Below are 24570 nucleotides of genomic sequence, written 5' to 3' on the forward strand. Positions count from 1 at the left end.
GTTCAACGTGTCAATATAAAATTTTTCACGTGTAAAAATTATAACGATTGAATTTGAACGTCATCAGCGCGGATGAGCCGCCGCAAGAACAGGAAAGCGTGGATCGCCGAAGGACCGCCCGCCGAAATTTGTTGCGTCTCAACGGAAAAAAATTTACGCATGAAAACAAATTGGATGGCGCCGTAAAATCGCTATGATACCCCGAGGGGAAAAGCAGGGCATGACCGAACAGAAGATCAGGACGATGGAAGAGTTCGCAGCCGCAAGCGGATTGTCCCGTCCCACGGTCTCGAAATATTTCGACAATCCAGAAAGCGTAAAGCCCTCGACGCGCCTTCGTATCGAAAAGGCGCTGAAGGATTACAACTATCAGCCCAACATCTTCGCGGTCAGCCTCAACCGCAAGAAGCCCAAGAATATCGGCGTCATCGTCCCCCATATTTCCGATCCGTTCTATGCGGAAATCATCCGCCAGATCGAAATGCGCTGCCTGGCGGAAGGCTACTGGCCGATCGTTCTGTCGTCGCATGGCGAGAGGAAACTCGAGGCGCGGGCGATGCGCACGCTCATGTCTCTCAAGATCGCGGGCGTTCTGATGGCTCCGCTCGGTTTCGAGACGGATGCGAAGCTGCTTTCCAGCCTGTCGGATTCGACGCCTGCGGTTTTCCTCGACAGCCGTATCGGCGACGATCAACCCTTTGTCGGCACCGATAATCGCCAGAGCATCGGCAACATTACCGAATATCTCTACCGAACGGGCGAACATCCCTGCTTCCTCGAAATGCCGGCGGTAAACCAGAACGCGCTGGAACGGCGTTCGGCCTATATCGAAACCATGGAGAGGCTGGGCGTTGAGCCGATCGTGCTTCCCATCACGGCCAAGAACTGGAATTTCGAGGAACTGGGCTATCAGGAAGCAGGCCGGATTCTGGATCGCGGCGGGTTTCCGACGCGAACCGTTTTATGCGCCAATGATCGCCTGGCCTTTGGCGTCATTTCCGCAGCATTCGAACGGCGGCGACATGTCGGGCGCGAAGAAGGCTGCGATCTTCGGGTCGCCGGTCACGACGACCATCCTCTCAGCCGCTTCACCTGTCCGCCGCTGACGACGGTCGCGCAGGACTACCGGCAAATCGCGCAACTGGGTCTCGACATGCTTTTCTCGCGGATCAATGCGCAGGAAAGCGGGGCGGCAGTCGAGAAGGAAATCCGGCGTCTGGACAGCCATCTCATCATGCGCGGCTCTGCCTGATATCCCGAAAAAGCCGCGTAAAAGACACAGGTCGCACATTTTCGCCATTCCTTCGCCACAATTGTCGAGCGAAAAAATGCATGTTTGTGTGCAGTTTTGCGCCTTTTGAGTGCGCAAACCCCCTTTGCCGCCACTTTGCCTTAATCACGGGCGGCGCTCATTTGTCCTGATCGCGCCTCCTAATCGGACAATAGAAAGATACACCTGCCGCTCTGGATTTTTTCCATGTTCGCCTATGTGGATAGGCACGCAGTAGGGAGTTGTCCGGCAGACCGAATGCTGCGAGACTTGCAACCATATCTGGCCATATCAGGAATGCCTCGAAATTGGTGAGCGGTTGGTCCGCACGGTTTTCCCGCATCGGCGACGGAACGCCGATTGTACTGGAAGGGGGTAACATCTTGCTTATCTGGTTAACTTCTCTCGTACTTCTTTTGATCGGGTTTTCGCTCGGAGCAGGCGGCATCTGGCTCGCCCTGCTGGGCGGCAGCTGGTATTATATACTTTCGGCGATCGGCTTTCTGCTGACCGCCGTTCTGCTTTCGCGGCGTAGCGGCGCCGCACTATGGGTTTACGCTCTCGTCATTCTCGGATCGCTTGGCTGGGCCGTTTATGAAGTCGGCTTCGACTGGTGGCAGCTCGGCGCACGCGGCGGCGTCATCGTGCTGCTTGGATTCTGGCTGCTGACGCCATGGATCAGGAGGCCACTGAACAAGGGGGCAGGCGACAGCGGCCTGCCGCTGGCCGTGGCATCGGTGATCGCAATCCTGGTTGCCGGTTATGCGATAACGCAGGACACCTACAATATCGCAGGCGACCTGCCGACGGAAAAAGTGGCTGCGACGCCCGATCTCGGCGGCAACGTGCCCGATGGCGAATGGCATCAATACGGTCGAACGCCTTACGGCCAGCGCTATTCGCCGCTGACGCAGGTAACGCCGGAGAACGTCGCCAAACTCCAGGTTGCCTGGCAGTACCAGACCGGCGACGTGAAGCAGCCGCAGGACGTGGGCGAAACGACCTATCAGGTCACGCCGCTCAAGATTGGCGATTCGCTCTATCTGTGCACCCCGCATAACTGGGCGATTGCGCTGGATGCGGCGACCGGCAAGGAAAAGTGGAAGTTCGACCCGAAGGTCGGCTTCAATACGGACCGCCAGCACCAGACCTGCCGCGGCGTCAGCTACTGGAAGGATGCAACGGCAACGGCAGGCGCGAAATGCGCCGAGCGGGTCTATCTGCCGACGTCCGATGCAAGGTTGATTGCGCTGGATACGGCAACCGGGGAAATCTGCACGGATTTCGCCAATGGCGGGACGCTCGATCTCAGCCATGGCATGAAATATAATCCGGCAGGCTATTATTACTCCACCTCGCCCCCGGTCGTTGTCGGGGACAAGATCATCGTCGGCGGCGCCGTCAATGACAATTACTCGACGCAGGAACAGTCGGGCGTCATTCGCGCCTTCGATATCCGCACCGGGCAGCTGTTGTGGAATTGGGATTCCGGCAATCCGGATGTGACCACGCCGCTCCCCGAAGGCGAGCACTATACGACGAACTCGCCGAACAGCTGGTCCGTTTCGAGTGTGGATGAAAAGCTCGGACTGGTCTTTGTGCCGCTCGGCAATAAGGTGCCGGACCAGCTTGGCATGGACCGCAGCGAGAATGTGGAGAAATATTCCTCCTCCATCGTTGCGCTCGACGTGAACACCGGACAGGTTCGCTGGGTGCGCCAGACGGTCCACCATGATCTGTGGGACATGGACGTTCCGGCCCAGCCGGTCCTGCTGGATATCAACGGTGTCCCGGCGCTGGTCGGCCCGACCAAGCAGGGCGATCTCTATGTCCTCGATCGGCGCACCGGCGAACCGATCATTCCGGTCAGGGAAATCCCGGCGCCGACAGGCGCTATACCGGAAGACCATACGGCTCCCACGCAGCCGATCTCCGATCTGACTTTCAGCCCGCCGCCCTTGCGCGAAAGCGACATGTGGGGCGTGACGATGTTCGATCAGCTCGCCTGCCGCATCAAGTTCCACCAGTTGTTTTACGAAGGCCGCTACACGCCGCCTTCATTGCGGGGAACGATTGTCTATCCCGGCAATTTCGGCGTGTTCAACTGGGGTAGCGTGGCGGTCGATCCGGTCCGGCAGGTGATGTTCGGCATGCCGACCTATCTCGCCTTCACCTCCCGTTTGGTTCCACGCGCCGATATTCCGCCGAAAGGACAGGATGAAAAGGGAAGCGAGCAGGGCCTGAACCGCAATGATGGCGCGCCCTATGGCGTGTTCATGGGGCCGTTCCTCGGTCCGCTCGGCATTCCCTGCCAGACGCCGCCATGGGGCTATGTCGCCGGGGTGGACCTGCGCACCGGCAAGATTGCCTACAAGCATCGCAACGGGACGATCCGCGACATGTCGCCGGTTCCGCTTCCGTTGAAGGTAGGCGTCCCGGGTATCGGCGGCCCGATGATCACCGCGGGCGGCGTCGTCTTCCTGGGCGCGGCGGTGGACGACTATCTGCGCGCCTATGACCTGACTTCCGGCAAGCAGCTCTGGGAGGCCCGCCTTCCGGCTGGCGGCCAGTCGACCCCGATGACCTATACGGTCGGCGACCAGCAGTTCGTCCTGATGGTGGCGGGCGGGCATGGTTCGGTCGGGACCAAACCGGGCGATTATGTAATCGCCTATACGCTGCCGAAGAGCTGAGGCAGCGATATGAATGAAAAACGCCGGGAGCAATTCCGGCGTTTTCATTTGACGGTCTCAGATCTTGCCGTGCAGCAATTCGCCTTTGCGCGGAGCCGGACGTTTGCGGCCCTCGGCACTGTTTTCGGCAAGCTGGTGGATGATCGGGCAATCGGGACGGTTGTCGCCGTGGCAGTTCTTGGCGAGGTAGCGCAGCGTATCGGCCATTTCCTGCAACTGGCGCATCTTGGCTTCCAGCTCCTCGACATGCCCAAGCGCCACCTTCTTCACGTCAGCCGATGCGCGGTTGCGGTCACGCCAGAGCGCCAGCAGTTCCTTGATCTGCTCAACCTGAAAACCGAGATCGCGGCTGCGGCGGATGAAGCGCAGGGTTTCGACATCTTTCTGCGTATAGACGCGGTAACCCGAACCGGTCCTCTCGGCGGCTTCGATGAGCCCGATTGTTTCATAATGGCGGATCATCTTCGCCGATATGCCAGATGCTGCAGCTGCCTGCCCGATGTTCATCCCGTTCCTCGCTGGCTGGTTCCAGCCAAGGATATAGGAATGCAGAGGCATCTTTCAAAGAGCGGTTCCGGTTCGTCCGGTACGTTTCAGGAGATAATGCTCAATTGCCTGAAACCCATCGAAGATGAGTATGGCAAGTGCGGCCACGACGAGCCCGCCCTGCAAAACGAAGGCGAGATTGTTGGAAATCAGCCCGGCAATGATGACTTCGCCAAGGGTTCTGGCAGCGACCGTGGACCCGATGGTGGCAGTCGCAAGGCTGATCACGGCGGAAAGCCTGATGCCCGCCAGAATGACCGGCATGGCCAGCGGAACCTCGATTTTCACTAGCCTTTGGGCGCTGGTCATCCCCATGCCGCGCGCGGCTTCGACAACCGGCGATGGCAAGGTGGTCAGCCCTGTCAGCGTGTTTTCAAAGATCGGAAGCAGGCCATAGAGGAAGAGGGCGATCAGGGTCGGCTTGTCCCCGAAACCGAAGATGGGAACGGCCAGCGCCAGCACCGCGACCGGAGGAAAAGTCTGCCCTATGTTCACGAGGCTGCGTGAAAGCGGCAGAAACTCCGCGCCGTGCTTTCTGGTCACGAAGATCGCCAACGAGACGGCCACGAGTGTCGCGGCCAGTGTTGCGAGCGCCACGAGGCCCAGATGCTGCAAGGTCAATGTCACGAAGCTGGCGCGATCATAGATGGCTGGCACGCCTTCATCGACGAGCGGGCGAAACAGCGGCTCGAACAGCCGGGGCCGCGCCAGGAACAGGAGCAGGATGCCCAGAAGCATGAGGCGCGGGACAATGGACACGAGCAATCTCATGCCGGACGCTCTGCCTGATGCAGAAGCCTGTCGAGCGTGACCCGGCCGAGAGGGCGTCCTTCCGCGTCGAGAACGGGAAGCGCCTTGCGCCCGGACCACAGGAGTGCGGCAAGCGCATCGCGTTGCGATGCCGTTACCGGCAGGGTTTCACCGCTCGCATCACCCGGCTGGAGCACGGTTTTCAGGTCCATCAGCGAAAGGAGACGGAAGGGCCGTTCGCCCGTACCGACAAGACGCTCGACGAAATCGGTTGCCGGACGAGCAAGGATTTCCGCCGGTGGACCATATTGCAGCAGTTTTCCATCATCCATGACGGCGATCCGGTCGCCCAGCGAGATCGCTTCCTCCATGTCGTGCGTGACAAGGATTATGGTCGTGCCGAGCCGCTTCTGGATCGCCTTCAGGTCTTCCTGCGCCTTGGCCCGGATAACCGGATCGAGTGCCCCGAAGGGCTCGTCCATGAGAAGAATGTTCGGCCCGGCGGCAAGCGCTCGCGCCACGCCGACGCGCTGCTGCTGCCCTCCGGAAAGTTCGTGCGGATAGCGGTCGCGATAGTCGGCAGCCTCGAGCTGGAAGAGGTCCAGCAATTCATCGACGCGTCTGTCGATGCGCGGTTTATCCCATCCGAGCAGCAGCGGAACTGTTGCAATATTCTCCGCCACGGTGCGGTGCGGAAAAAGCCCGTTCTGCTGGATGACATAGCCGATCCGCCGCCGCAGGACATGGCCGGGTTCATCCATGATGCTGCGCCCATCGATGCGGATTTCTCCATCGGTCGGCTCGACCAGACGATTGACCATCCGCAGCAGGGTGGTTTTGCCCGATCCCGACGTCCCGACAATGGCGGCGATGCTGTGCGGCTCGATGGTGAAGCACACGGCGTCGACCGCTGCGCGCCCGTTATAGCGCTTCGTGATATGGTCGAACTCGATCATAGGGAGCTGCCTTTCTCCGTGATTTCTATCGCGGCATCGAGGATGACGGCGGCTGCAAAGGCGAGAAGAACGGTCGGCAGGGCGCCCAACAGGACGAGGTCCATCGCCGTCTGGCCGATCCCCTGAAAGACGAAAGTTCCGAAGCCGCCGCCGCCGATCAGCGCCGCGATGGTCGTCAGGCCGATATTCTGCACCATGACGATGCGTATGCCGGTGAGGATAACGGGAAATGCCAGCGGAAACTCGGTCTTGAAGAGGCGTTGCAGGCGGGTCATGCCCATGCCGCGCGCGGCATCCGTCACCGGCTCCGGCACCTGCGCCAGCCCTGCCACGGTGTTGGCCACGATTGGCAGCAGCGAATAGAGAAAAAGCGCGACGAATGCCGGTGCCGCGCCGATGCCACGAATGCCGAGGGCGCCGACCCATGGAAACTGGGTGGCGACCCAGCTCAGCGGCGCAATCAGGATGCCGAACAGCGCCATCGACGGAATGGTCTGCACGATATTGAGGCTGTTCAGAACGAAAGCGCGCAGTTTGGGCACGCGATGGCAGACAAGTCCGAGCGGAATGCCCACCACCGTGGCCGCGAGGAGCGAGCCCAGTGCCAGCGCTATGTGCCGTTGTGCTTCATTCCAGAAGCTGTCCGCCCGGCCTTGATATTCCTTCATGAAGGAGATGCTGTCCCACAGGCCCGACGAAAGCAGAAGCGCCAGAAGCAGACCTGCAACGACCAGCAGTCCCACACGCAGGAACGGACCGGCCCGCAGCCGCACCAGCCCATCGGCGACATAAAGGGCGCTGGCAAAAAACAATAGCCAGAAGCCGGAAGCCGGAGAAACGCGTGCGTAATTGTTTCCTTCGGGCGAGAGATATGTCGCGGTGAGCCCGATCGCCGCCAGCACAGTCGCAAGACAGAACAGAGCCGCCACGAGCCGCAGCCAATTGTTGCTGCGAACAAGCCCGATCAGCAGCCCTCCCGCCACGATAGCGGCAAGCGCCAGCGCCAGTTCGGTCGGCAGGGCGTCGAAAACATGGCGCGGCTCACCGTGAACGATGCGGTTTGCCCGAAAGTTCGCAAAAGGCAGGAGCAAACCCGACAAGCCGATTGCCGCAATGACCAGTCCGAGCTTGTCGATATGGGCAAGCAAGCCCTTCGTGCCATTTGCCCGGATCGTCTCATTTGCTGCACTCATGCCCGGCAAATACCCGCGCCTATTTCAGAAAACCGTTGGTCTTGAGAAACTCCTCAGCGACCGCCTTTGCCGGTTCACCTCCGAGCTGCACACGGCCGTTGAGTTCCTGAAGGGTCGTGAGATCGAGCTTTGCGAAAACCGGCTTCAGCAGCTCCTCGATTTTCGGGTTTTTCTTCAAAACCTCTTCCCGGATGATCGGGGCGGGCTGATAGACCGGCTGCACATGCTTGTCGTCCTCGAGCACGACAAGCCCGGAAGGCGCGATGCCGCCATCGGTGCCGTAGACCATGGCCGCATTGGCGCCGTTGGTCTGGTTGGCGGCGGCGGCGATGGTCGCGGCCGTGTCGCCGCCTGAAAGCGTGATCAGCTGGTCGGGTTTCAGGGTGAAGCTGTAGGCGGTCTGGAAGGCTGGCAGGGCGGCCGCCGAATTCACGAATTCCGACGATGCGGCCAGAATGACCTTTCCGCCGCCTGAAATGTATTTTCCGAATTCGCTCAAATTCGTAAGCTTGTTTTCGTCGGCGACGTCCTTGCGCACCGCAATGCCCCAGGTGTTGTTTGCCGGCGAGGGGGCGAGCCAGACGATCTTGTTGGCATCGTAGTCGAGCTTTTTCGCAGTCTCGAACGCCTTGGCGGCATCTTTCCACAGCGGGTCGTCCGCCTTGTTGAAGAAGAAGGCCGCATTGCCGGTATATTCGGGATAAATGTCGATTTCGCCTGCGGTGATCGCCTTGCGCACCACGGGCGTGGCGCCAAGCTGGATGCGATCCGTGGTCTGGATGCCGTTTGCGTTGAGAACGGCCAGAATGATGTTGCCGAGAACGCCGCCTTCCGTGTCGATCTTGGAAGAGACGACCACTTGTGCATGCGCGACGCTGGAAAACTGGATTGCGCCCGCAAGGAGGGCAAGTGCGACGGCACTTCCCTTGAATAGATTTCCGTACGACATGCTTTTCATCCCATCGCGCTGGTTTTTCCTCGTGAAGGTAAACTATAGCGCGAGCGGGAAAAGGAAACCGTCGTTCGACACCCCTCCTGACAGCGGGCTGGCAGGAGGGGTGATGTCAGGGGGCTCGATCAGCCGATGAAATCGCTTTGCGTGCCGTGTGCTTCGATGGCCTGTGCAAGGCGCTGCAGCGCGTGGACATAGGCTGCCGAGCGGACCGTCACATTATGCTGCTTGGCATGGTTCCAGATGGCGCGGCCTTCGCGTTCCATGATGGTTTTCAGGCGCTCATGGATTTCTTCGAGCGTCCAGTAATAGCCCTGGCGGTTCTGCACCCATTCGAAATAGGAAACCGTCACGCCACCGGCATTGGCGAGAATATCCGGCAGAACGACGACGCCGTTTTCTCCCAGTATCCTGTCGGCTTCCGGCGTCACCGGGCCATTGGCGAGCTCGACGATCAGCCTGGCCTTGATGGATGCCGCATTGTCCGCATGGATCATGTTTTCCATGGCGCTCGGCACCAGAACATCACATTCGGCTGCAAGCAGCTCATCGGCGGAGATGGCTTCGTGGCCATTCTTGCCGGCGGTGGAAACGACCGACTTGCCCTGTTCCTTGGCCTGCATCAGCAGGTCGAGATCAAGGCCGCCGGCGCAGTAGACGGCGCCGGACGAATCCGAAACGGCGACGATCTTGTGCCCGTCGCCGGCCATCAGCTTGGCGATGAACTGTCCGGCATTGCCGAAACCCTGAACCGTGACGCGAAGCTGCGAAGCAAGGCCCAGATCCTGCGCCAGATGGCGCACGAGATAGAAGCCGCCGCGCGCCGTCGCATCGTTGCGGCCGAGCGAACCGCCGAGCGCCAGCGGCTTGCCGGTGATGACGGCAGGCGAGGACTGTCCGACGATCTGGGAATATTCGTCGGCCATCCAGCCCATGATCATGGAATTGGTGTAGACGTCGGGTGCGGGAATATCGCGGTCCGGGCCGATGATGCCGGAGAAAGCCTGGATATAGGCGCGCGAAAGGCGCTCAAGCTCAGCCTTAGAAAGCTGGCGCGGATCGACCTGGATGGCACCCTTGCCGCCGCCATAGGGAAGGTTCATGACCGCGCATTTGAACGTCATCCAGAAGGCCAGCGTCTCGACTTCTTCGGCGGTCGATTCCGGATGGTAGCGAATGCCGCCCTTGGTCGGTCCGCGCGTGTCGTCGTAGCGGCAGCGCCACGCAAGAAAGGATTTGCGCGAGCCATCGTCCATGCGAATCATCAGTCGCACTTTCATGGTCTCACGTGCATATTTCAGCTTCTCGATGACATCCGCATCGATGTTGATGTGGCTTGCCGCCTCGTCCAGACGAACGAGTGCGCTTTCGAGTAGATTCTCCTTAGTCACGGAATCACCTTTCTTGCGTTTCTTTTATTTTGGACGCGATTTTACGAAAGAATGCGTAGACCTTTGCGCAACAAAAGAAAAGGAAAAAGGACAATAATGTTGTCCTATTTTACAGGGGCCATTTTTGAAACTGCTTTACCGTTCCGCTGCAGGCGCAGGCAGGCTCGCCGGCGTCGGACGGGATGTCGCGAAATGGTGGCCATGTCGTATTTGTGGCGTCTTTTGACGCAAGCCTGCTGTCGGGTTTGAAACGGAAACAATAGAAATATCATCAAAGGCTTCGCATGTGCCGGAAGGGCGCTTGCGGTCGCGAAACTGGTGGTTGTCTATGTCCCGTTTTTCTGCAGCTTCGATTATTAAAAATGCGCTGTCCGGCAACAAGAACTGGAAGCCGCAATGGCCCAATGCCGAACCCAAGGCCGAATATGACGTAATCATCGTCGGCGCGGGCGGGCATGGCCTGGGTGCCGCCTATTATCTGGCCAAGGAGCACGGCATCACCAATGTCGCCGTCATCGAAAAGGGCTGGCTCGGCGGCGGCAATACGGGCCGCAACACCACCATCATCCGCTCCAACTATCTCTATGACGAGAGCGCGCATCTCTACGAACATGCGATGAAGCTGTGGGAGGGGCTGAGCCAGGACCTCAACTACAACGTCATGTTCTCGCAGCGCGGCGTCATGATGCTGGCGCATACGGTGCATGACGTGCAGAGCTTCAAGCGTCATATCCATGCCAACCGCCTCAACGGCATCGACAATGAATGGCTGACCAAGGAGCAGGCGAAGGAATATTGCCCGCCGCTCGATATTTCCCCCACTGCGCGTTATCCGGTTGTGGGCGCCACCTTGCAGCGGCGCGGCGGCGTGGCCCGCCATGATGCGGTCGCCTGGGGCTATGCGCGCGGCGCGACCGAGCGCGGCGTCGATATCATCCAGAATTGCCCGGTCACGGCTATCCGCCGCGATGCTTCGGGCCGCGTCACCGGCGTCGATACGCCACGCGGTTTCATCAAGGCGAAGAAGGTGGCGGTTTCTGCTGCGGGCAGCACGTCGATTGTCATGGACACGGCAGGCGTTCGCATGCCGCTTGAAAGCTTCCCGCTGCAGGCGCTGGTGTCCGAGCCGGTCAAGCCGATCTTCCCCTGCGTGGTCATGTCCAACACGGTCCACGCCTATATCAGCCAGTCAGACAAGGGCGAACTGGTGATCGGTTCCGGCACCGACCAGTATGTGTCCTACAGCCAGCGCGGCGGCCTGCCGCTGATCGAGCATACGCTTGCGGCCATCTGCGAAGTCTTCCCGATCTTCACCCGCATGCGGATGCTGCGCAAATGGGGCGGTATCGTCGACGTCACGCCGGATCGCTCCCCGATCATCGGCAAGACGCCGGTGCCGGGGCTTTATGTCAATTGCGGCTGGGGCACGGGCGGCTTCAAGGCGACGCCGGGTTCGGCGCATGTCTTCGCGCATACGATTGCCCGCGATGAGCCGCACTGGATCAACGCACCCTTCACGCTTGAACGCTTCACCACCGGTCGCCTGATCGACGAAGCGGCTGCCGCCGCCGTCGCGCACTAAGGGAGGTATGATATGCTTTTAATCCGTTGCCCTTATTGCGAGATGGAACGTCCGGAACTGGAATTTGCCTATGCAGGCGAAGCGCATATTGCGCGCCCTGCCGACCCATCGACGCTTTCCGACGACGAATGGCGCGATTTCCTGTTCACGCGCTCCAATCCGCGCGGCACCCATTTTGAACGCTGGCGGCATATCAATGGCTGCGGCCGCTTCTTCAATGCGGTGCGCGACACGGTGAGCGACAAGTTCGCGATGACCTACAAGGCCGGTGAACCCCGTCCTGCTTTGGCAGAAACTCCGGCTGCGGAGACGAAATAATGACCGATATGCGCATTCATAACAAAGGCCGCGTCAACAAGGCCAAGTCCGTGCGGTTCACCTTCAACGGCAAGTCCTATTCCGGCTTCGAGGGCGATACGCTGGCTTCCGCCATGCTTAGCCATGGCGAGCATCTGGCCGGTCGTTCGTTCAAATATCACCGCCCGCGCGGCATTCTTTCCGCCGGTTCCGAAGAGCCGAATGCGCTGATGGGCGTTTCACGCGGACCGGGCCGTTTCGAGCCGAACACCCGCGCAACGGTGCTGGAACTCTATGACGGCCTCAAGGCCGAAACCCAGAACCACTGGCCGTCGCTGAAGCACGATGTCGGCGCGATCAACGACGCCTTCTACATGTTCTTCTCGGCAGGCTTTTACTACAAGACCTTCATGTGGCCGAAGAGCTTCTGGAACAAGGTCTATGAGCCATTCATCCGTGGCGCGGCCGGTCTTGGCAAATCGCCTTCCGAGCCCGATCCCGACACCTATGCCAGCCGCTATGCCTTCTGCGATGTGCTGATCGCCGGTGGCGGGCCTGCCGGTCTTGCCGCCGCGCTGGAGGCCGCGAAAAGCGGTGCGAAGGTAATCATCTGCGACGAGCAGGCGGAATTTGGCGGCTCGCTTCTGTCCGAGCCGGAGCCGGTCATCAATGGCCGTGCAAGCTGGGACTGGCTCAGCGAAACCATTGCCGCGCTCAAGGCCAATCCGAATGTCACGCTTCTGCCGCGCACCACGGCCATCGGCTATTACCACCAGAACATGGTCGGCCTTTGCGAGCGCCTGACCGATCATCAGGCCAGACCCGCCTCCAATGCGCCGCGTGAACGCATGTGGCGGGTGCGCGCAAAGCAGGTCGTGCTGGCGCAGGGTTCCATCGAAAAGCCGCTGGTCTTTGCTGGCAACGACCGTCCGGGCGTGATGCTGGCATCCGCCGCACGCACCTATCTCAACCGCTATGGCGTCAAGGTCGGCAATCAGGCCGTCGTCGTCACCTCGCATGACAGCGCATGGCTTGCGGCCTTCGATCTCGCGGTCGCAGGCGTCAAGGTTCCGGCCATCATCGATGTGCGTTCAAGCGTTGCCGACAGCCTCGTCAACCGCGCGAAGATGCTCGGCATCGAGACGCTGACCGGCTGGACGGTGACGGATACGGGCGGACGCCACCGCGTGTCGTCCGTGCGGGTCAATCCGGTTTCCAATGGCTCTGTCGGCGCTGCCCGCACGATTGCCTGCGACGTGCTGCTGATGTCCGGCGGCTGGAATCCGAGCGTGCACCTGTTCTCGCACACGAAAGGCTCGCTGGTCTGGGACGACGCACGGCAGATCTATCTGCCGGGCAAGCCGACCGAGGAAAGCCGCTGTGCCGGTGCGGGCAATGGCAATTTCGATTTGGCTGCCGCATTGCGTGAGGGTGCGGAAGCGGGTGCCGCGGCAGCCAGTGATGCCGGGCACAAGGCCAAGCCATCAGACTATGCTGTGGCCGGTGATTTCATCTGCGACGGCGTAAGCTGTCGCGAACTGCCGACCGATCGCGATCCGGGCAAGGCCAAGGCTTTCATCGATTTCCAGAACGATGTGACCGCCAAGGATATTCGTCTGGCCGTGCGCGAGGGCTTCCACTCCATCGAGCACGTCAAGCGCTATACCACCAACGGCATGGCGACCGATCAGGGCAAGACGTCCAACATCAACGGTCTGGCCGTTGCAGCCGATGCGCTCAAGCGCCCGACGCCGCAGGTGGGTCTCACCACCTTCCGCCCGCCCTATACGCCGACGACCTTCGGCGCCTTCTGCGGCTACAACCGTGGGCCGCTGTTCGACGTGACGCGCAAGACGCCAATCGATAGCTGGGCCGAACAGCATGGCGCGGCTTTCGAGCCGGTGTCGCTGTGGCGGCGCGCATGGTACTTCCCGAAAACCGGCGAAGACATGCATCAGGCCGTGGCGCGTGAATGCAAGGCGACCCGCCAGTCGCTCGGCATGTTCGATGCCTCCACGCTCGGCAAGATCGAAGTTGTCGGCCCGGATGCAGCCGAATTCATGAACCGCATGTACACCAATCCATGGACGAAGCTTGGCGTCGGGCGCTGCCGCTATGGCCTGCTGCTCGGCGAAGACGGCTTCATCCGCGATGACGGTGTCGTCGGTCGCCTGACGCAGGATCGCTTCCATGTGACCACCACGACCGGCGGTGCCGCGCGTGTTCTCAACATGATGGAAGACTATCTCCAGACCGAATGGCCGGAGCTGAAAGTCTCATTGACCTCGACCACCGAGCAATGGGCCGTGGTCGCGATCAATGGCCCCAATGCGCGCAAGCTCATCGAGCCGATGGTTGAAGGGCTGGATATTTCCGACGAAGCCTTTCCGCATATGTCGGTTGCGGAATGCAAATTCCTCGGCGTGCCTGCGCGTCTGTTCCGCATGAGCTTCACCGGCGAACTGGGCTATGAAATCAACGTGCCTGCGCGCTATGGCCTGTCACTGTGGAAGGCGCTTTATGAGGCCGGCCAGCAATATGACATCACGCCTTACGGCACCGAAACCATGCACGTCCTGCGCGCCGAAAAGGGCTATATCATTGTCGGTCAGGACACGGATGGCACCGTGACGCCGGACGATGCAAGCCTTGGCTGGGCCGTCGGCAAGCAGAAGCCGGATTTCGTCGGCAAGCGTTCGCTCACCCGTCCGGACATGCTGAAATCGGATCGCAAGCATCTCGTGGGGCTGCTCACCAATGATCCGAAGCTGGTGCTGGAAGAAGGCGCGCAGATTGTCGCCGACCCAAAACAGCCGTTGCCGATGACCATGCTTGGCCATGTCACCTCGTCCTATTGGAGCGAGACGCTCGGGCGGTCCATCGCCATGGCGTTGGTGTCGGGCGGCAAGGCTCGCATGGGTGAAACGCTTTATATGCCGATGCCGGATGGCAGCGTGCATGAGGCCACTGTATCGGGCATGGTCTTCTATGACCCCGAAGGAAAGAAACTGAACGGATAAGGATTGAACCATGCTCGTTGAAACCAAACCTTATTCGAACCGCAAGGTCGTCATTCCCGGTCGTCTGGAAATCCACGCGGCGGACGATGCCGCCCGCTTCGTCCTGCGCATCGGTCCGGCAAAGCTGGCCCTGGCTGAAAAGGCGCTGGGCGCAAAAATCCCGGCGAAGATCGGCGATCTTGTCCGCACGGATGATATTGCCGTTGCCTGCATCGGACCGGATGAATGGTATATCTGGGCTGATGAAGCCAGGGGTGCCGCCATCACGCAGGCTTTCGCCGGGCTTTATGAAACAGAGCCGCACAGCCTGACGGAAGTGAGCCATCGCGAAACCGGCATCGACATTACCGGCCCGCAGGCTGAATGGCTGCTCAATGCCGCGTCTCCGCTCAATCTGGCTGAAATGCAGACACCGGGCGCTGCGCGCACCATCTTCGACCGGGCCCAGATCATCCTGCTGAAATGGAATGCGGATCATTACCGCATCGAAGTGTGGAACTCATTCGCCGATCATGTGTGGACCTTGCTGGAACTGGCCAGCAACGAGGTCGAACTCGCAATCTGATCGAAAGACGCCGCCCCACCGGGCGGCGTTTTTGCCTTGAGGGCTTGATGCGACATCTCCTTCCCTCATCCTGAGGAGCCGTTGAAAACGGCGTCTCGAAGGGCTGAGGGAAAACGCTCCGGTATCCGCCTCTCTTTGACACGATGCTTCGCACCGGCTCCGGATCAATCGAGTCTGGACCCTAGAGCTTCCAGAGACGGATTGCATTCGCGGACAACAGGCGCGTTTTTTCGTCGTTGCTGCATCCTTCAAGAAGCGCATGGGTTGTCGCCACCCATGTGGAAAGCCCTGCATCGGCATTGGTTGCCAATGTGCAGACGGGCCAGTCGCTGCCCCACACCACACGGTCCCAGCCGAATGACTGGATGACATGCTCCACATACGGCCGCACCGTATCGACGGTCCAGTTTTCCGCGTCCGCATAGGCCACCACGCCGGAAATCTTCGCCGTCACATTGTCGCGCTGCGAAACCTCGCTGATGCCCTTCTGCCAGCTTTCCAGCCCGCCCGACCTGATATCCGGCACGCCGCAGTGATCGAGCACGAATTGCACGCCGGGCGCGAGGTCGGCCAGTGCCAGCACCTTGTCGATCTGGTGGGGAAGGGTGCAGAGATCGAAGGTCAGGCCGGTGCCTTCGAGTCGCTTGATATTCTCGCGGAAAAGCGCGCCCTCGGAAACATCGTCCGGCACGACATGCAACACGCGGCGAAAGCCTTTGACAAAGGGATTGCTGCGCTGGCGTTCCAGATATTCCGCAAAGCCCGGTTCCTCCGGGCGGCAGGAGGCGATTGCGCCCTTGATGAAATCACCCGATCGTCTGGAAATCTCCTGAATATGGTCCGTTTCAGCCTGAATGGCAGCGGCTGCCACATCCACTTCCATATGCAGCGCCGCCTCGATGCCGCAGCGCTCTGCCTGCTTCCGATAGGTCTCGAACAGGAAGTCGCGATTGAGGGCCGGAACGCCGTCGAGCCATGGATAGTTCAGCGCGCTTTTGTCGATCAGATGCAGATGGGTATCGATAATCATGAAAACGTCCTCCTCCCGCATAGTTTCAAAAAAGAAGAGAGTTTTCAAATAAGAATTGGGGTCTTCCGCTTTTCGGAAGGCGCTCTACTCGGCAGCTCCGATATCGGAGCCCACCAGTTTCGACAGATCCTGGACAGTCTTTTGCAGCAGGCCGATGGTCTGTGTGATGTCGGGGGCGGAAGCCGAGTTGACGAGCGTCACATAGGGGCAGGTCAGCGAGGCTATGCAGGTACCGTCCGGGCCGAGGATGGGCGCCGAGAGATTATAGACGCCCGCCACCTGGGCGCTCGGCATCATTTCATAACCGCGTTCGCGAATCTGGTCGAGGCGCTCGTAGAAGTCTTGATCAAGCTTTACGCTTTCAACGTCCCTTGCATATTCGGCAATCATCATCTTGCGTTCTTCGGGAGAACGGAAGGCGAGAAGCACATGGCCGGAACCGGTGTCGAACAGGCTGATATGCGAGCCGACGCGGATCGAAATTCCCCAGTAATCCGGGGCTTCCTGCTGTGCGATGACAACGACAGACCCGCGGTCGAACACCGCAAGCTGGTTGGCCTGTCTGGAGCGGTCCGCGAGTTCACGCATGAAGGGCGTGGCAAAGGAAGCAAGCCTGCGCACCGGAGCATGAAGATGCGCCAGACCGAACAGCTTGAGGGTCAGCGAATAGCGGTCGCCTTCAAGCTTCGTCACATAACCGCGCTTCACCAGCCGGTCCAGCATCCGGTAGAATTCATTGGGGCTGCGGTCGAGGTGTTTGGCAATCTCTGCCTGCGTCAGGCCGCCATCCACGCTTGCAAGCAGTTCCAGAATATCCAGCCCCTTGTCCAGCGCCGGGGCGCGATAGCGATCCTCTGTTTCCAAGTGAACTCCCCTTGTGAATATCATTCTTCATATACGAAGGGCCGCGGATTCGAAAGGTGCAAACAGGCAGAGAAAGCCTTGACCGGATTTGCGTAATATGTTTGCATATAAATAAATGATTTACAATTGGGGGCGAGTTGAGGAGCGCCGCCGGGAGGCCAGGATGCAAGGTGAGTTTCGAGGCGTGCTGCCGGGCGGGAGCCGCCCTGTTGGCGCGGAGCGTGGAATAGCGCGCTGCGACGGATATGATTCACGCCGTCGCGTCTGCGATCTTGCCCACGGCACCCCGATCCTTGCAAGCGGCGTCGGCGACACGGCGATGTTCATCAACCCGGTTGCTTTTTCCCATGGTTATGATCGTCTGCGGTTCATATCGGAAATACGCTTAATCAGCGGGACGACCACATCCTGCTTGTCGAACGGAAGGCTTGGAAATGACGATACGTTTTGATGGAAAGACCGCGCTGGTGACAGCCGCAGCGCAAGGGATCGGCCGTGCAAGCGCACTGGCCTTTGCGGAGGCGGGCGCGAAGGTCTACGCGACCGACATCAATACCGATGCTCTCAAGGAGATCGAAGGCGTCAACGGCATCATCACCCGCAAGCTCAACGTGCTTGACGATGAGCAGGTGAAGGCGCTCGTCGCCGAAATCGGGCAGGTGGATATCCTGTTCAACTGCGCCGGTGTCGTCCATGGCGGCTCGATCCTCGAAATGAAGGACGAAGACCTCGATTTTGCGGTCAATCTCAACATTCGTTCGATGATCCGCACTATCCGCGCCGTGCTGCCGGGCATGCTGGAACGCAAGGACGGCGCCATCGTCAACATGGCCTCGGTCGCTTCCAGCGTGAAGGGCGTGCCGAACCGCTTTGCCTATGGCGTCACCAAGGCCGCAGTTATCGGCCTGACGAAGGCCGTCGCTGCCGATTATGTTGCCAGGGGCATCCGCTGCAACGCCATTTGCCCCGGTACGGTGGAAAGCCCGTCCCTGCAGGACCGCTTGCGCGCGCAGGGCGATTATGAAGAGCAGCGCGCAGCCTTCATCGCCCGCCAGCCGATCGGCCGCATTGGCCAGCCGGAAGAAATCGCCGATCTCGCCGTTTATCTCGCCGGTGCCACCTACACCACCGGCCAGGCCTACAACATCGACGGAGGCTGGACGATCTAGGGCGGTCGACATTCAGTCTCTGACGGCCTGCAAATGGCGCAGCCATAGCGTCGACCACCCTGACGCCCTCTCTTTCATCCCCTCAAAGGAGTAAACTCATGAAATTTCTTCGTTACGGTGAAGCCGGTCAGGAAAAGCCGGGCATTCTCGATGCCGATGGTGCGATCCGCGATCTCTCCGCCCATGTAGGCGACCTCTCCGGCGCGGCGCTTGCCCCTGATGCACTGGCCAAGCTCGGCGCGATCGACGTCAATTCGCTGCCGAAGGTCGACGGCAATCCGCGCCTTGGTCCTTGCGTTGCAGGCACCGGCAAGTTCATCTGCATCGGCCTCAACTATTCCGATCACGCTGCCGAAACCGGCGCGGCGGTCCCGCCGGAACCGATCATCTTCATGAAGGCAACGTCCGCCATCGTCGGCCCGAATGACGATCTCGTCATCCCGCGCGGTTCGGAAAAGACCGACTGGGAAGTCGAACTTGGCATCGTCATCGGCAAGACCGCGAAATATGTCTCGGAAGAAGACGCCCTCGACTACGTGGCCGGCTATTGCACCATCCATGATGTGTCGGAACGCGCCTTCCAGATCGAGCGTCAGGGCCAGTGGACGAAGGGCAAGTCCTGCGACACGTTCGGCCCGACCGGCCCATGGCTGGTGACGAAGGATGAAATCGAAGACCCGGAAAACCTCGGCATGTGGCTCAAGGTCAATGGCGAGACCATGCAGAACGGTTCGTCGAAGACGATGATCTACGGCATTCGCCACCTCGTTTCCTACCTGTCGCAGTTCATGTCCTTGCAGCCGGGCGATATCATCTCCACCGGCACGCCTCCCGGCGTCGGCATGGGTATGAAGCCGCCTCGCTATCTCAAGGCTGGCGACGTCGTGGAACTTGGCATCGAAGGCCTCGGCAGCCAGAAGCAGAACGTGCGCGCCGACATCTAGGCTTTGTTTGAGCATGGTCCCGAACCGGCGTCCTGTTTCGGGACCACGCCCTGATCACGGATAAATCATGACAAAAATCACTGATCTGCGCGTCTTCGATCTGCGTTTCCCGACTTCCCAAAGTCTGGACGGTTCCGACGCGATGAACCCGGACCCGGATTACTCCGCGGCCTATGTCATTCTCGACACGGATGACGAGGCGCTGAAGGGGCACGGTCTCACCTTCACCATCGGTCGCGGCAACGATATCTGCTGCCAGGCGATTCTCGCCATGCGGCATCTGGTGGTCGGTGCCTCGCTGGAGGATTTCCGGGCGGCGCCTGGAAAATTCTGGCGCTACTTGACCGGTGACAGCCAGTTGCGCTGGATCGGCCCGGACAAGGGCGCCATGCATCTTGCAACCGGCGCTGTCGTCAACGCCTTCTGGGATCTCGCTGCGAAGCAGGCTGGAAAGCCCGTATGGCGGCTTGTCGCCGACATGTCGCCGGAGGAAATCGCCGATATCGTCGATTACCGCTACCTCACCGATGCGCTGACGCGCGACGAGGCTGTCGAAATCCTGCGCAAGGCCGAAGCTGGCAAGGCCGGGCGCATCGCCACGCTCGAAGCGGAAGGCTATGCCTGTTACACGACCTCGGCTGGCTGGCTCGGCTATGACGACGACAAGCTGCGCCGTCTGTGCCAGGAAGCCATCGACGAGGGCTTCAACCACGTCAAGATGAAGGTCGGCCGCGATCTCGAGGACGATATTCGCCGCCTCACCATTGCCCGCGAAGTGATCGGCCCGGACCGTTACCTGATGATCGACGCCAATCAGGTGTGGGAAGTCGATCAGGCAATCGAGTGGGTCAACAAGCTGGCCTTCTCCAAGCCGTTCTTCATCGAGGAACCGACCAGCCCGGACGATGTTGCCGGCCATCGCAAGATTCGCGAAGCCATTGGCGACGTGAAGGTCGCGACCGGCGAAATGTGCCAGAACCGCATCATGTTCAAGCAGTTCATCGCGGAAGGCGCCATCGACATCGTCCAGATCGATTCGTGCCGCATGGGTGGCCTGAACGAAGTTCTGGCGGTGTTGCTGATTGCCGCCAAGTTTGGCAAGCCGGTCTGGCCGCATGCGGGCGGCGTCGGCCTGTGCGAATATGTGCAGCACCTGTCGATGATCGACTATGTGGCCGTTTCAGGCACCAAGGAAGGCCGCGTGATCGAATATGTCGATCATCTGCATGAACACTTCATCGATCCGTGCGTCATCAGGAACGCGGCCTATATGCCGCCGTCGCTGCCGGGTTTCTCCATCGAGATGAAGCCGCAGTCGATTGCGGAATATACGTTCAGGGGCTGAGATCGGTTTCTGCACCGGAAACAAAAGGCCGCGCTGAAAAGCGCGGCCTTTCTGCTTATAGGAAGCGGATCATCAGCGCGCCGGTCAGCAGCAAAACGGCACCGGCGACGCGTCCGGCGGTGATTTCACGCACGGCAACGCCCATGAAGCCGATACGGTCGGCGGCGAGCCCGGCCATCAACTGTCCGGCGACCGCCAGACCCATCACGGCGGCAGCGCCGATGCGTGGCGTCAGCAGCACCGATGCGGTCACATAGATACAGCCAAGCGCACCGCCAGCCACGAACAGCCAGCCCGCAGGCACGTTGAAGGCCGGCATTGCGCCGGTCGCGCGCGCGGTAATCCCGGCAATGATCGCAAGGATCACAGCGCCGGAAAGGAACGAAATCGCGGCAGCCGTTACCGGCGACCCAAGACCCCGAGCCAATGCTGCATTGATGGGGGCCTGAATAGCAATACAGGCACCTGAAAGGATGCCGAACAATGTCCAGAGCATGGAAATTTCCTTATATGGAGAACCGGCTGAAACTTGGCACTACAGTTGCATTCTTCGGGATGCAGGACTGCAAAGAGCAATTTGCATTCGCATAATCCTGAAAAGCCTGCAACTTTTCGGGACTATGCGAAGCTTCTGGTGTGCGAAAATCACACTTTTCGCCACGGCGTGACGACTTTACAACCGTAGTGTCAAGCGGCGCGTTTATCCGTGGCTGTGACAGACAGGTGCAGGCCAAGGGCCTTCATGACGCCGAGCAAGGTCGATAGTTTTGGATCGCCGTTCTCGCTCAGGGAGCGGTAAAGGGCTTCACGGGTAATTCCGGCTTCTTTAGCGACAGTAGTCATGCCAATGGAACGGGCTACGTCACCAAGAGCATGCGCAATAAGGGAAGGGTCGCCATCTTCAAATGCCGCTTCCAGATAGGCAACACGCTCTTCCGGCGTCTTGAGGTGATCAAGAACATCAAAACGGGTGGTTTCAAGGACCATTCTAAATCTCCTTCGCCATTTGTTTCGCCAGCGCGATATCCCGGCTCTGTGATGACTTGTCGCCACCACACAGCAGAACAACGATAGTTGATCCCATGGATACGAAATAAACCCGATAGCCGGGGCCGTACGTAATGCGCATTTCGCTCACGCCTTCGCCGACAGATTTCACATCGCCGGGATTGCCCAGTTCCATGCGGCGGATCCGAGTGACAATCCGCAACCGTGCATTGGTATCACGGAGCTCATCAAGCCACTTGGTGAAAAAGGTGGTTTGGCGGACTTCGATCATGCGTAACCTATAGATCACATCGCCGATCTGGTCAATATAAACGTGATTTGTAGGTTACATGGCGCGCGGCAGGAATCACCTGTCAACGTGTTGCACCGAATGTTGCATGGACAATGTTGTAACCCATATTCCGGGCGAATATGAGCCTTGATCCGGAATAGCTCTTTAAATTTATTTGATTTTGGAGTGGTGCCCGGAGGCGGATTCGAACCACCGACACGCGGATTTTCAATCCGCTGCTCTACCAACTGAGCTATCCGGGCATCCGTAACAAGCGATCTGCTTGTTCTGGGCGGTGTTGGTTCCCGCCGGAAGTGGGTGGGTTATAGCATTAAATTGCGCGCTGTCCAGCACCGTATCGCAATTTTTATCAGCTTTTCTCACATCTTTGTTAAATAACTGATTTTATTGGCGGAAGCTGATTTGGAAGAGGCTAGTTGCCTTCTTCTTCCTCTTCATCAATGGGCTTTCCCGGCAGCACATAGCTGCCGGACAGCCAGCGATTGAGGTCGATGCTCTTGCACCGGGGCGAACAGAAGGGATAGGATTCGCGCGTGGAAGGTTTTCCGCATTCCGGGCAGGGGCGCGTCGGACGCAATGGCGTCACGCGTGCGCCTGCTGCTGCCGATATGTCCTTCTTGTCACTCATGTCTGCTCTCAGACTTTCCCGCTGCCCCAGTTGGCGTAAACCGGATAATCGACATCGTTCAGCAGGCTTACGGTTTCCTGCAGCGGCAATCCCACCACGTTCGTATAGGACCCGACCAGCTTCACGACGAAGCTGCCTGCCAGTCCCTGGATGGCGTAGCCGCCGGCTTTCCCGCGCCATTCGCCGGATGAAAGATAGGCATCCATCTGCTGGCGGGAGAGCCGCTCGAAGCGAAGCCGCGTTTCCACCAGTGTGTGGCGCAGATTTCCATTTGGCAAGACAAGGCTCACGCCGGTGAATACCTTGTGCGTGCGCCCGGAAAGCAGGCGCAGGCATTCTCTCGCCTCGTCGGCAATCTCGGTCTTGGGGAGAATGCGCCGGCCAACGGCCACGACTGTATCGGCGGCAAGAATGAAGGCATGTGCGAAATTCGCATCGTCCTTCAACAATTCCTGTGCCTTGCGCGCCTTTTCCCGCGACAGACGTCGCGCCAGCGAGCGCGGGTGTTCCGCGCGCTGCGGCGTTTCATCTATATCGGCCGGATAAATATGGTCCGGTTCGATGCCTGCCTGCCCCAGAAGCTCGATCCTGCGTGGAGAACCGGAGGCTAGAACCAGCTTGTGTTGCGCGCTCATCGACTAGACATTTCCTGGAACGGATTGCTTACTTGAAGCGGTAGGTGATGCGGCCCTTGGTCAGGTCGTAAGGGGTCATTTCAACCAGCACCTTGTCACCGGCCAGAACGCGGATGCGATTCTTGCGCATGCGGCCTGCCGTATGGGCGATGATTTCATGTTCGTTCTCGAGCTTCACCCGGAACATAGCATTGGGCAGCAGTTCCGTAACAACACCCGGAAATTCTAGGACTTCTTCTTTCGCCATGCGATACCTGTTTCTTTCTTCGATAAAATGCGCTCTTGAGCGGTCTTTAGAACGCCGTGCGTCCCTGGGACGCACAAAGGACGCTCTGATTTATTGAATCTACGCATCGTGCTTTCCGAAATCGATTCCGATTTTCGGGCCGATGCGGTAGGTCGGAATTTGCGCGGAACCTATATGATTAGGCGGCATTTGTGAACAACGGAATTCGGCGAACTTATTGCTCGTCAAAACGGTGCATGATCTGGCGTTTCAGACGGTCACGCACATCGCGATAGGCCGCCATGATCTGGCTTCTGCTGCCCGTTACCAATGTCGGGTCCGGCGTCGGCCAATATTCCACATCGACCGAGAAACCGCGCATCCGTTCCAGCACGGTGTGGTGGGCAAGCGGCGTCAGCGTTACGATCAGATCGAAATAACCATCCGCCAGTTCTTCGAGGCCACGTGGCTGCCGATTGTCGAGCGACAGGCCTTCTTCCTGAAGGACTGCATCGACAAACGGATCGCGCTCGCCCCGCTTCACGCCTGCGGACGCTACATAAATATTGGGGGGAAGGGCCTGTCTTGCAAGTAATTCCGCCATCGGCGAGCGAATTGAATTCTTGCCGCAGACGAAAAGCAGAGACTTGGGCAGGCGTGGTTTATGATCTTCATTGCCGTCGGCGCTGGATTTTCGGGGAGGGACATCAGTGATGACCATCAGTGATCAGCCCCTCCAGTGCAGGACGCAGACAAGGGTGAAAAGCCGCCGCGCCGTGTTGAAGTCAACCTCGATCTTGCCCTTCAGCCGCGCCTGGAGCGTTTGCGACCCTTCATTGTGCAGGCCGCGCCGCCCCATGTCGATTGCCTCGATCTTGCTTGGCGTCGCCGAGCGGATCGCCTGGTAATAGCTTTCGCAAATCATGAAATAGTCTCGCACGACGCGGCGCAGGGGCGTGAGTGAGAGAATATGAGTTGCGACGTCCTCGCCGGTTTCCCGTGCGATGGCGAAAATCAGCCGTGATTCCATCAGCGAGAGCTTCAGGCGGTAAGGTCCGCCCGTATCGTCCCCGATCGGGTGGAAGGAGTTTTCCTCGATGAGATCGAAGATGGCCACCGCGCGTTCATGCTCGACGTCAGGCGTCGAACGCCCGATGGATTCATCGAGCTCGACGTCAATAAGGCGGGCATTTGGAACACCGGCAGTCATGTCA

25 protein-coding genes, 1 tRNA gene and 1 pseudogene are annotated in these 24570 nt (G+C 59.5%); 10 read left to right on the forward strand and 17 right to left on the reverse strand.

Annotation, left to right across the window (positions count from 1 at the left end; translation table 11 throughout):
* Positions 1–220 precede the first annotated feature (220 nt).
* Both JNC63_RS07090 and JNC63_RS07095 read left to right on the forward strand, forming a co-directional pair.
* Entirely contained in the window at positions 221–1252 is a 1032-nt protein-coding gene (locus JNC63_RS07090) for a LacI family DNA-binding transcriptional regulator (RefSeq protein ID WP_006470810.1), read from the forward strand.
* 401 nt (positions 1253–1653) lie between these two features.
* The gene (locus JNC63_RS07095) at positions 1654–3963 is read left to right on the forward strand and encodes a glucose/quinate/shikimate family membrane-bound PQQ-dependent dehydrogenase (RefSeq protein ID WP_025089725.1); all 2310 of its coding nucleotides are present in this window, start codon (positions 1654–1656) and stop codon (positions 3961–3963) included.
* A gap of 57 nt (positions 3964–4020) precedes the next feature.
* Here the strand turns inward: JNC63_RS07095 and cueR are convergent, their stop codons facing one another.
* The 6 genes from cueR to JNC63_RS07125 form a co-directional block, all read right to left on the reverse strand.
* Positions 4021–4470: a Cu(I)-responsive transcriptional regulator gene (gene cueR, locus JNC63_RS07100; protein WP_006470808.1), complete on the reverse strand. Its 450-nt coding sequence runs from the start codon at positions 4468–4470 to the stop codon at positions 4021–4023.
* 54 nt (positions 4471–4524) lie between these two features.
* Complete coding sequence (locus tag JNC63_RS07105) at positions 4525–5280, reverse strand: ABC transporter permease (protein WP_021586327.1); 756 nt, start codon at positions 5278–5280, stop codon at positions 4525–4527.
* Complete coding sequence (locus tag JNC63_RS07110) at positions 5277–6215, reverse strand: ABC transporter ATP-binding protein (protein ID WP_021586326.1); 939 nt, start codon at positions 6213–6215, stop codon at positions 5277–5279. Before JNC63_RS07110 ends, JNC63_RS07105 begins: the two co-directional genes overlap by 4 nt.
* The gene (locus tag JNC63_RS07115; protein WP_021586325.1) at positions 6212–7408 is read right to left on the reverse strand and encodes an ABC transporter permease; all 1197 of its coding nucleotides are present in this window, start codon (positions 7406–7408) and stop codon (positions 6212–6214) included. The genes JNC63_RS07110 and JNC63_RS07115 overlap by 4 nt, the downstream gene beginning before the upstream one ends.
* 19 nt (positions 7409–7427) lie before the next feature.
* Complete coding sequence (osmF, locus tag JNC63_RS07120) at positions 7428–8357, reverse strand: glycine betaine ABC transporter substrate-binding protein OsmF (protein ID WP_025089723.1); 930 nt, start codon at positions 8355–8357, stop codon at positions 7428–7430.
* Positions 8358–8485: 128 nt separating this feature from the next.
* Positions 8486–9751 carry a Glu/Leu/Phe/Val family dehydrogenase gene (locus JNC63_RS07125; protein ID WP_021586324.1) on the reverse strand — a complete coding sequence of 422 codons (1266 nt, stop codon included), beginning with the start codon at positions 9749–9751 and terminating at the stop codon, positions 8486–8488.
* 328 nt (positions 9752–10079) lie between these two features.
* Here JNC63_RS07125 and JNC63_RS07130 point away from each other — a divergent pair, with 328 nt between their 5' ends.
* Genes JNC63_RS07130 through JNC63_RS07145 form a run of 4 tightly spaced genes read left to right on the forward strand, consistent with a single transcriptional unit; the run spans position 10080 to position 15215 of the window.
* A complete protein-coding gene (locus tag JNC63_RS07130) occupies positions 10080–11333 on the forward strand; it encodes a sarcosine oxidase subunit beta family protein (protein ID WP_021586323.1) in 1254 nt (417 codons plus the stop codon).
* Between the two features lie 12 nt (positions 11334–11345).
* Positions 11346–11651: a sarcosine oxidase subunit delta gene (locus tag JNC63_RS07135; RefSeq protein ID WP_025089722.1), complete on the forward strand. Its 306-nt coding sequence runs from the start codon at positions 11346–11348 to the stop codon at positions 11649–11651.
* A complete protein-coding gene (locus JNC63_RS07140) occupies positions 11651–14650 on the forward strand; it encodes a sarcosine oxidase subunit alpha (RefSeq protein ID WP_021586321.1) in 3000 nt (999 codons plus the stop codon). The genes JNC63_RS07135 and JNC63_RS07140 overlap by 1 nt, the downstream gene beginning before the upstream one ends.
* Before the next feature lie 10 nt (positions 14651–14660).
* Positions 14661–15215: a sarcosine oxidase subunit gamma gene (locus JNC63_RS07145; RefSeq protein ID WP_021586320.1), complete on the forward strand. Its 555-nt coding sequence runs from the start codon at positions 14661–14663 to the stop codon at positions 15213–15215.
* A 181-nt stretch (positions 15216–15396) separates the two neighbouring features.
* On the opposite strand, the gene JNC63_RS07150 is transcribed toward JNC63_RS07145, so the two are convergent.
* Together JNC63_RS07150 and JNC63_RS07155 are read right to left on the reverse strand one after the other, a co-directional pair.
* On the reverse strand, positions 15397–16245 hold the full coding sequence (locus JNC63_RS07150; protein WP_025089720.1) for an amidohydrolase family protein: 849 nt from the start codon (positions 16243–16245) through the stop codon (positions 15397–15399).
* A gap of 84 nt (positions 16246–16329) precedes the next feature.
* The gene (locus JNC63_RS07155) at positions 16330–17133 is read right to left on the reverse strand and encodes an IclR family transcriptional regulator (RefSeq protein WP_051556896.1); all 804 of its coding nucleotides are present in this window, start codon (positions 17131–17133) and stop codon (positions 16330–16332) included.
* A 91-nt stretch (positions 17134–17224) separates the two neighbouring features.
* Between JNC63_RS07155 and JNC63_RS07160 the strand changes: the two are divergent.
* From JNC63_RS07160 to JNC63_RS07175, 4 genes and pseudogenes are all read left to right on the forward strand, one after another.
* A pseudogene (locus JNC63_RS07160) lies at positions 17225–17497 on the forward strand (hypothetical protein); the annotation flags it as partial.
* Between the two features lie 46 nt (positions 17498–17543).
* A complete protein-coding gene (locus JNC63_RS07165; protein WP_021586316.1) occupies positions 17544–18278 on the forward strand; it encodes an SDR family oxidoreductase in 735 nt (244 codons plus the stop codon).
* 98 nt (positions 18279–18376) lie between these two features.
* Positions 18377–19222, forward strand: coding sequence for a fumarylacetoacetate hydrolase family protein (locus tag JNC63_RS07170; RefSeq protein WP_021586315.1), 846 nt, complete (start codon positions 18377–18379; stop codon positions 19220–19222).
* A gap of 67 nt (positions 19223–19289) precedes the next feature.
* On the forward strand, positions 19290–20567 hold the full coding sequence (locus JNC63_RS07175) for an L-fuconate dehydratase (RefSeq protein ID WP_021586314.1): 1278 nt from the start codon (positions 19290–19292) through the stop codon (positions 20565–20567).
* A gap of 55 nt (positions 20568–20622) precedes the next feature.
* Here JNC63_RS07175 and JNC63_RS07180 read toward each other — a convergent pair whose 3' ends face one another.
* The 9 genes from JNC63_RS07180 to JNC63_RS07220 form a co-directional block, all read right to left on the reverse strand.
* The gene (locus JNC63_RS07180) at positions 20623–21063 is read right to left on the reverse strand and encodes a DMT family transporter (protein WP_006465968.1); all 441 of its coding nucleotides are present in this window, start codon (positions 21061–21063) and stop codon (positions 20623–20625) included.
* A 191-nt stretch (positions 21064–21254) separates the two neighbouring features.
* Positions 21255–21554: an addiction module antidote protein gene (locus JNC63_RS07185; RefSeq protein ID WP_006470801.1), complete on the reverse strand. Its 300-nt coding sequence runs from the start codon at positions 21552–21554 to the stop codon at positions 21255–21257.
* A gap of 1 nt (position 21555) precedes the next feature.
* The gene (locus JNC63_RS07190; RefSeq protein ID WP_021586313.1) at positions 21556–21846 is read right to left on the reverse strand and encodes a type II toxin-antitoxin system RelE/ParE family toxin; all 291 of its coding nucleotides are present in this window, start codon (positions 21844–21846) and stop codon (positions 21556–21558) included.
* Between the two features lie 187 nt (positions 21847–22033).
* Positions 22034–22109 (reverse strand) — tRNA-Phe (locus JNC63_RS07195).
* Between the two features lie 170 nt (positions 22110–22279).
* Positions 22280–22495: a DNA gyrase inhibitor YacG gene (gene yacG / locus JNC63_RS07200; RefSeq protein WP_006465970.1), complete on the reverse strand. Its 216-nt coding sequence runs from the start codon at positions 22493–22495 to the stop codon at positions 22280–22282.
* Positions 22496–22503: 8 nt separating this feature from the next.
* Positions 22504–23130 carry a Maf-like protein gene (locus JNC63_RS07205; protein WP_006465971.1) on the reverse strand — a complete coding sequence of 209 codons (627 nt, stop codon included), beginning with the start codon at positions 23128–23130 and terminating at the stop codon, positions 22504–22506.
* Positions 23131–23158: 28 nt separating this feature from the next.
* Positions 23159–23377 (reverse strand): translation initiation factor IF-1, encoded by a 219-nt coding sequence (infA, locus tag JNC63_RS07210; protein ID WP_002965531.1) that lies wholly within the window; start codon positions 23375–23377, stop codon positions 23159–23161.
* 214 nt (positions 23378–23591) lie between these two features.
* The gene (locus tag JNC63_RS07215; protein WP_021586311.1) at positions 23592–24077 is read right to left on the reverse strand and encodes an arsenate-mycothiol transferase ArsC; all 486 of its coding nucleotides are present in this window, start codon (positions 24075–24077) and stop codon (positions 23592–23594) included.
* A gap of 6 nt (positions 24078–24083) precedes the next feature.
* Positions 24084–24566: a UPF0262 family protein gene (locus tag JNC63_RS07220; protein WP_006465974.1), complete on the reverse strand. Its 483-nt coding sequence runs from the start codon at positions 24564–24566 to the stop codon at positions 24084–24086.
* Positions 24567–24570: the final 4 nt, after the last annotated feature.

This window comes from Brucella ciceri, assembly GCF_041930145.1.
GTDB classification, from domain to species: domain Bacteria; phylum Pseudomonadota; class Alphaproteobacteria; order Rhizobiales; family Rhizobiaceae; genus Brucella; species Brucella intermedia.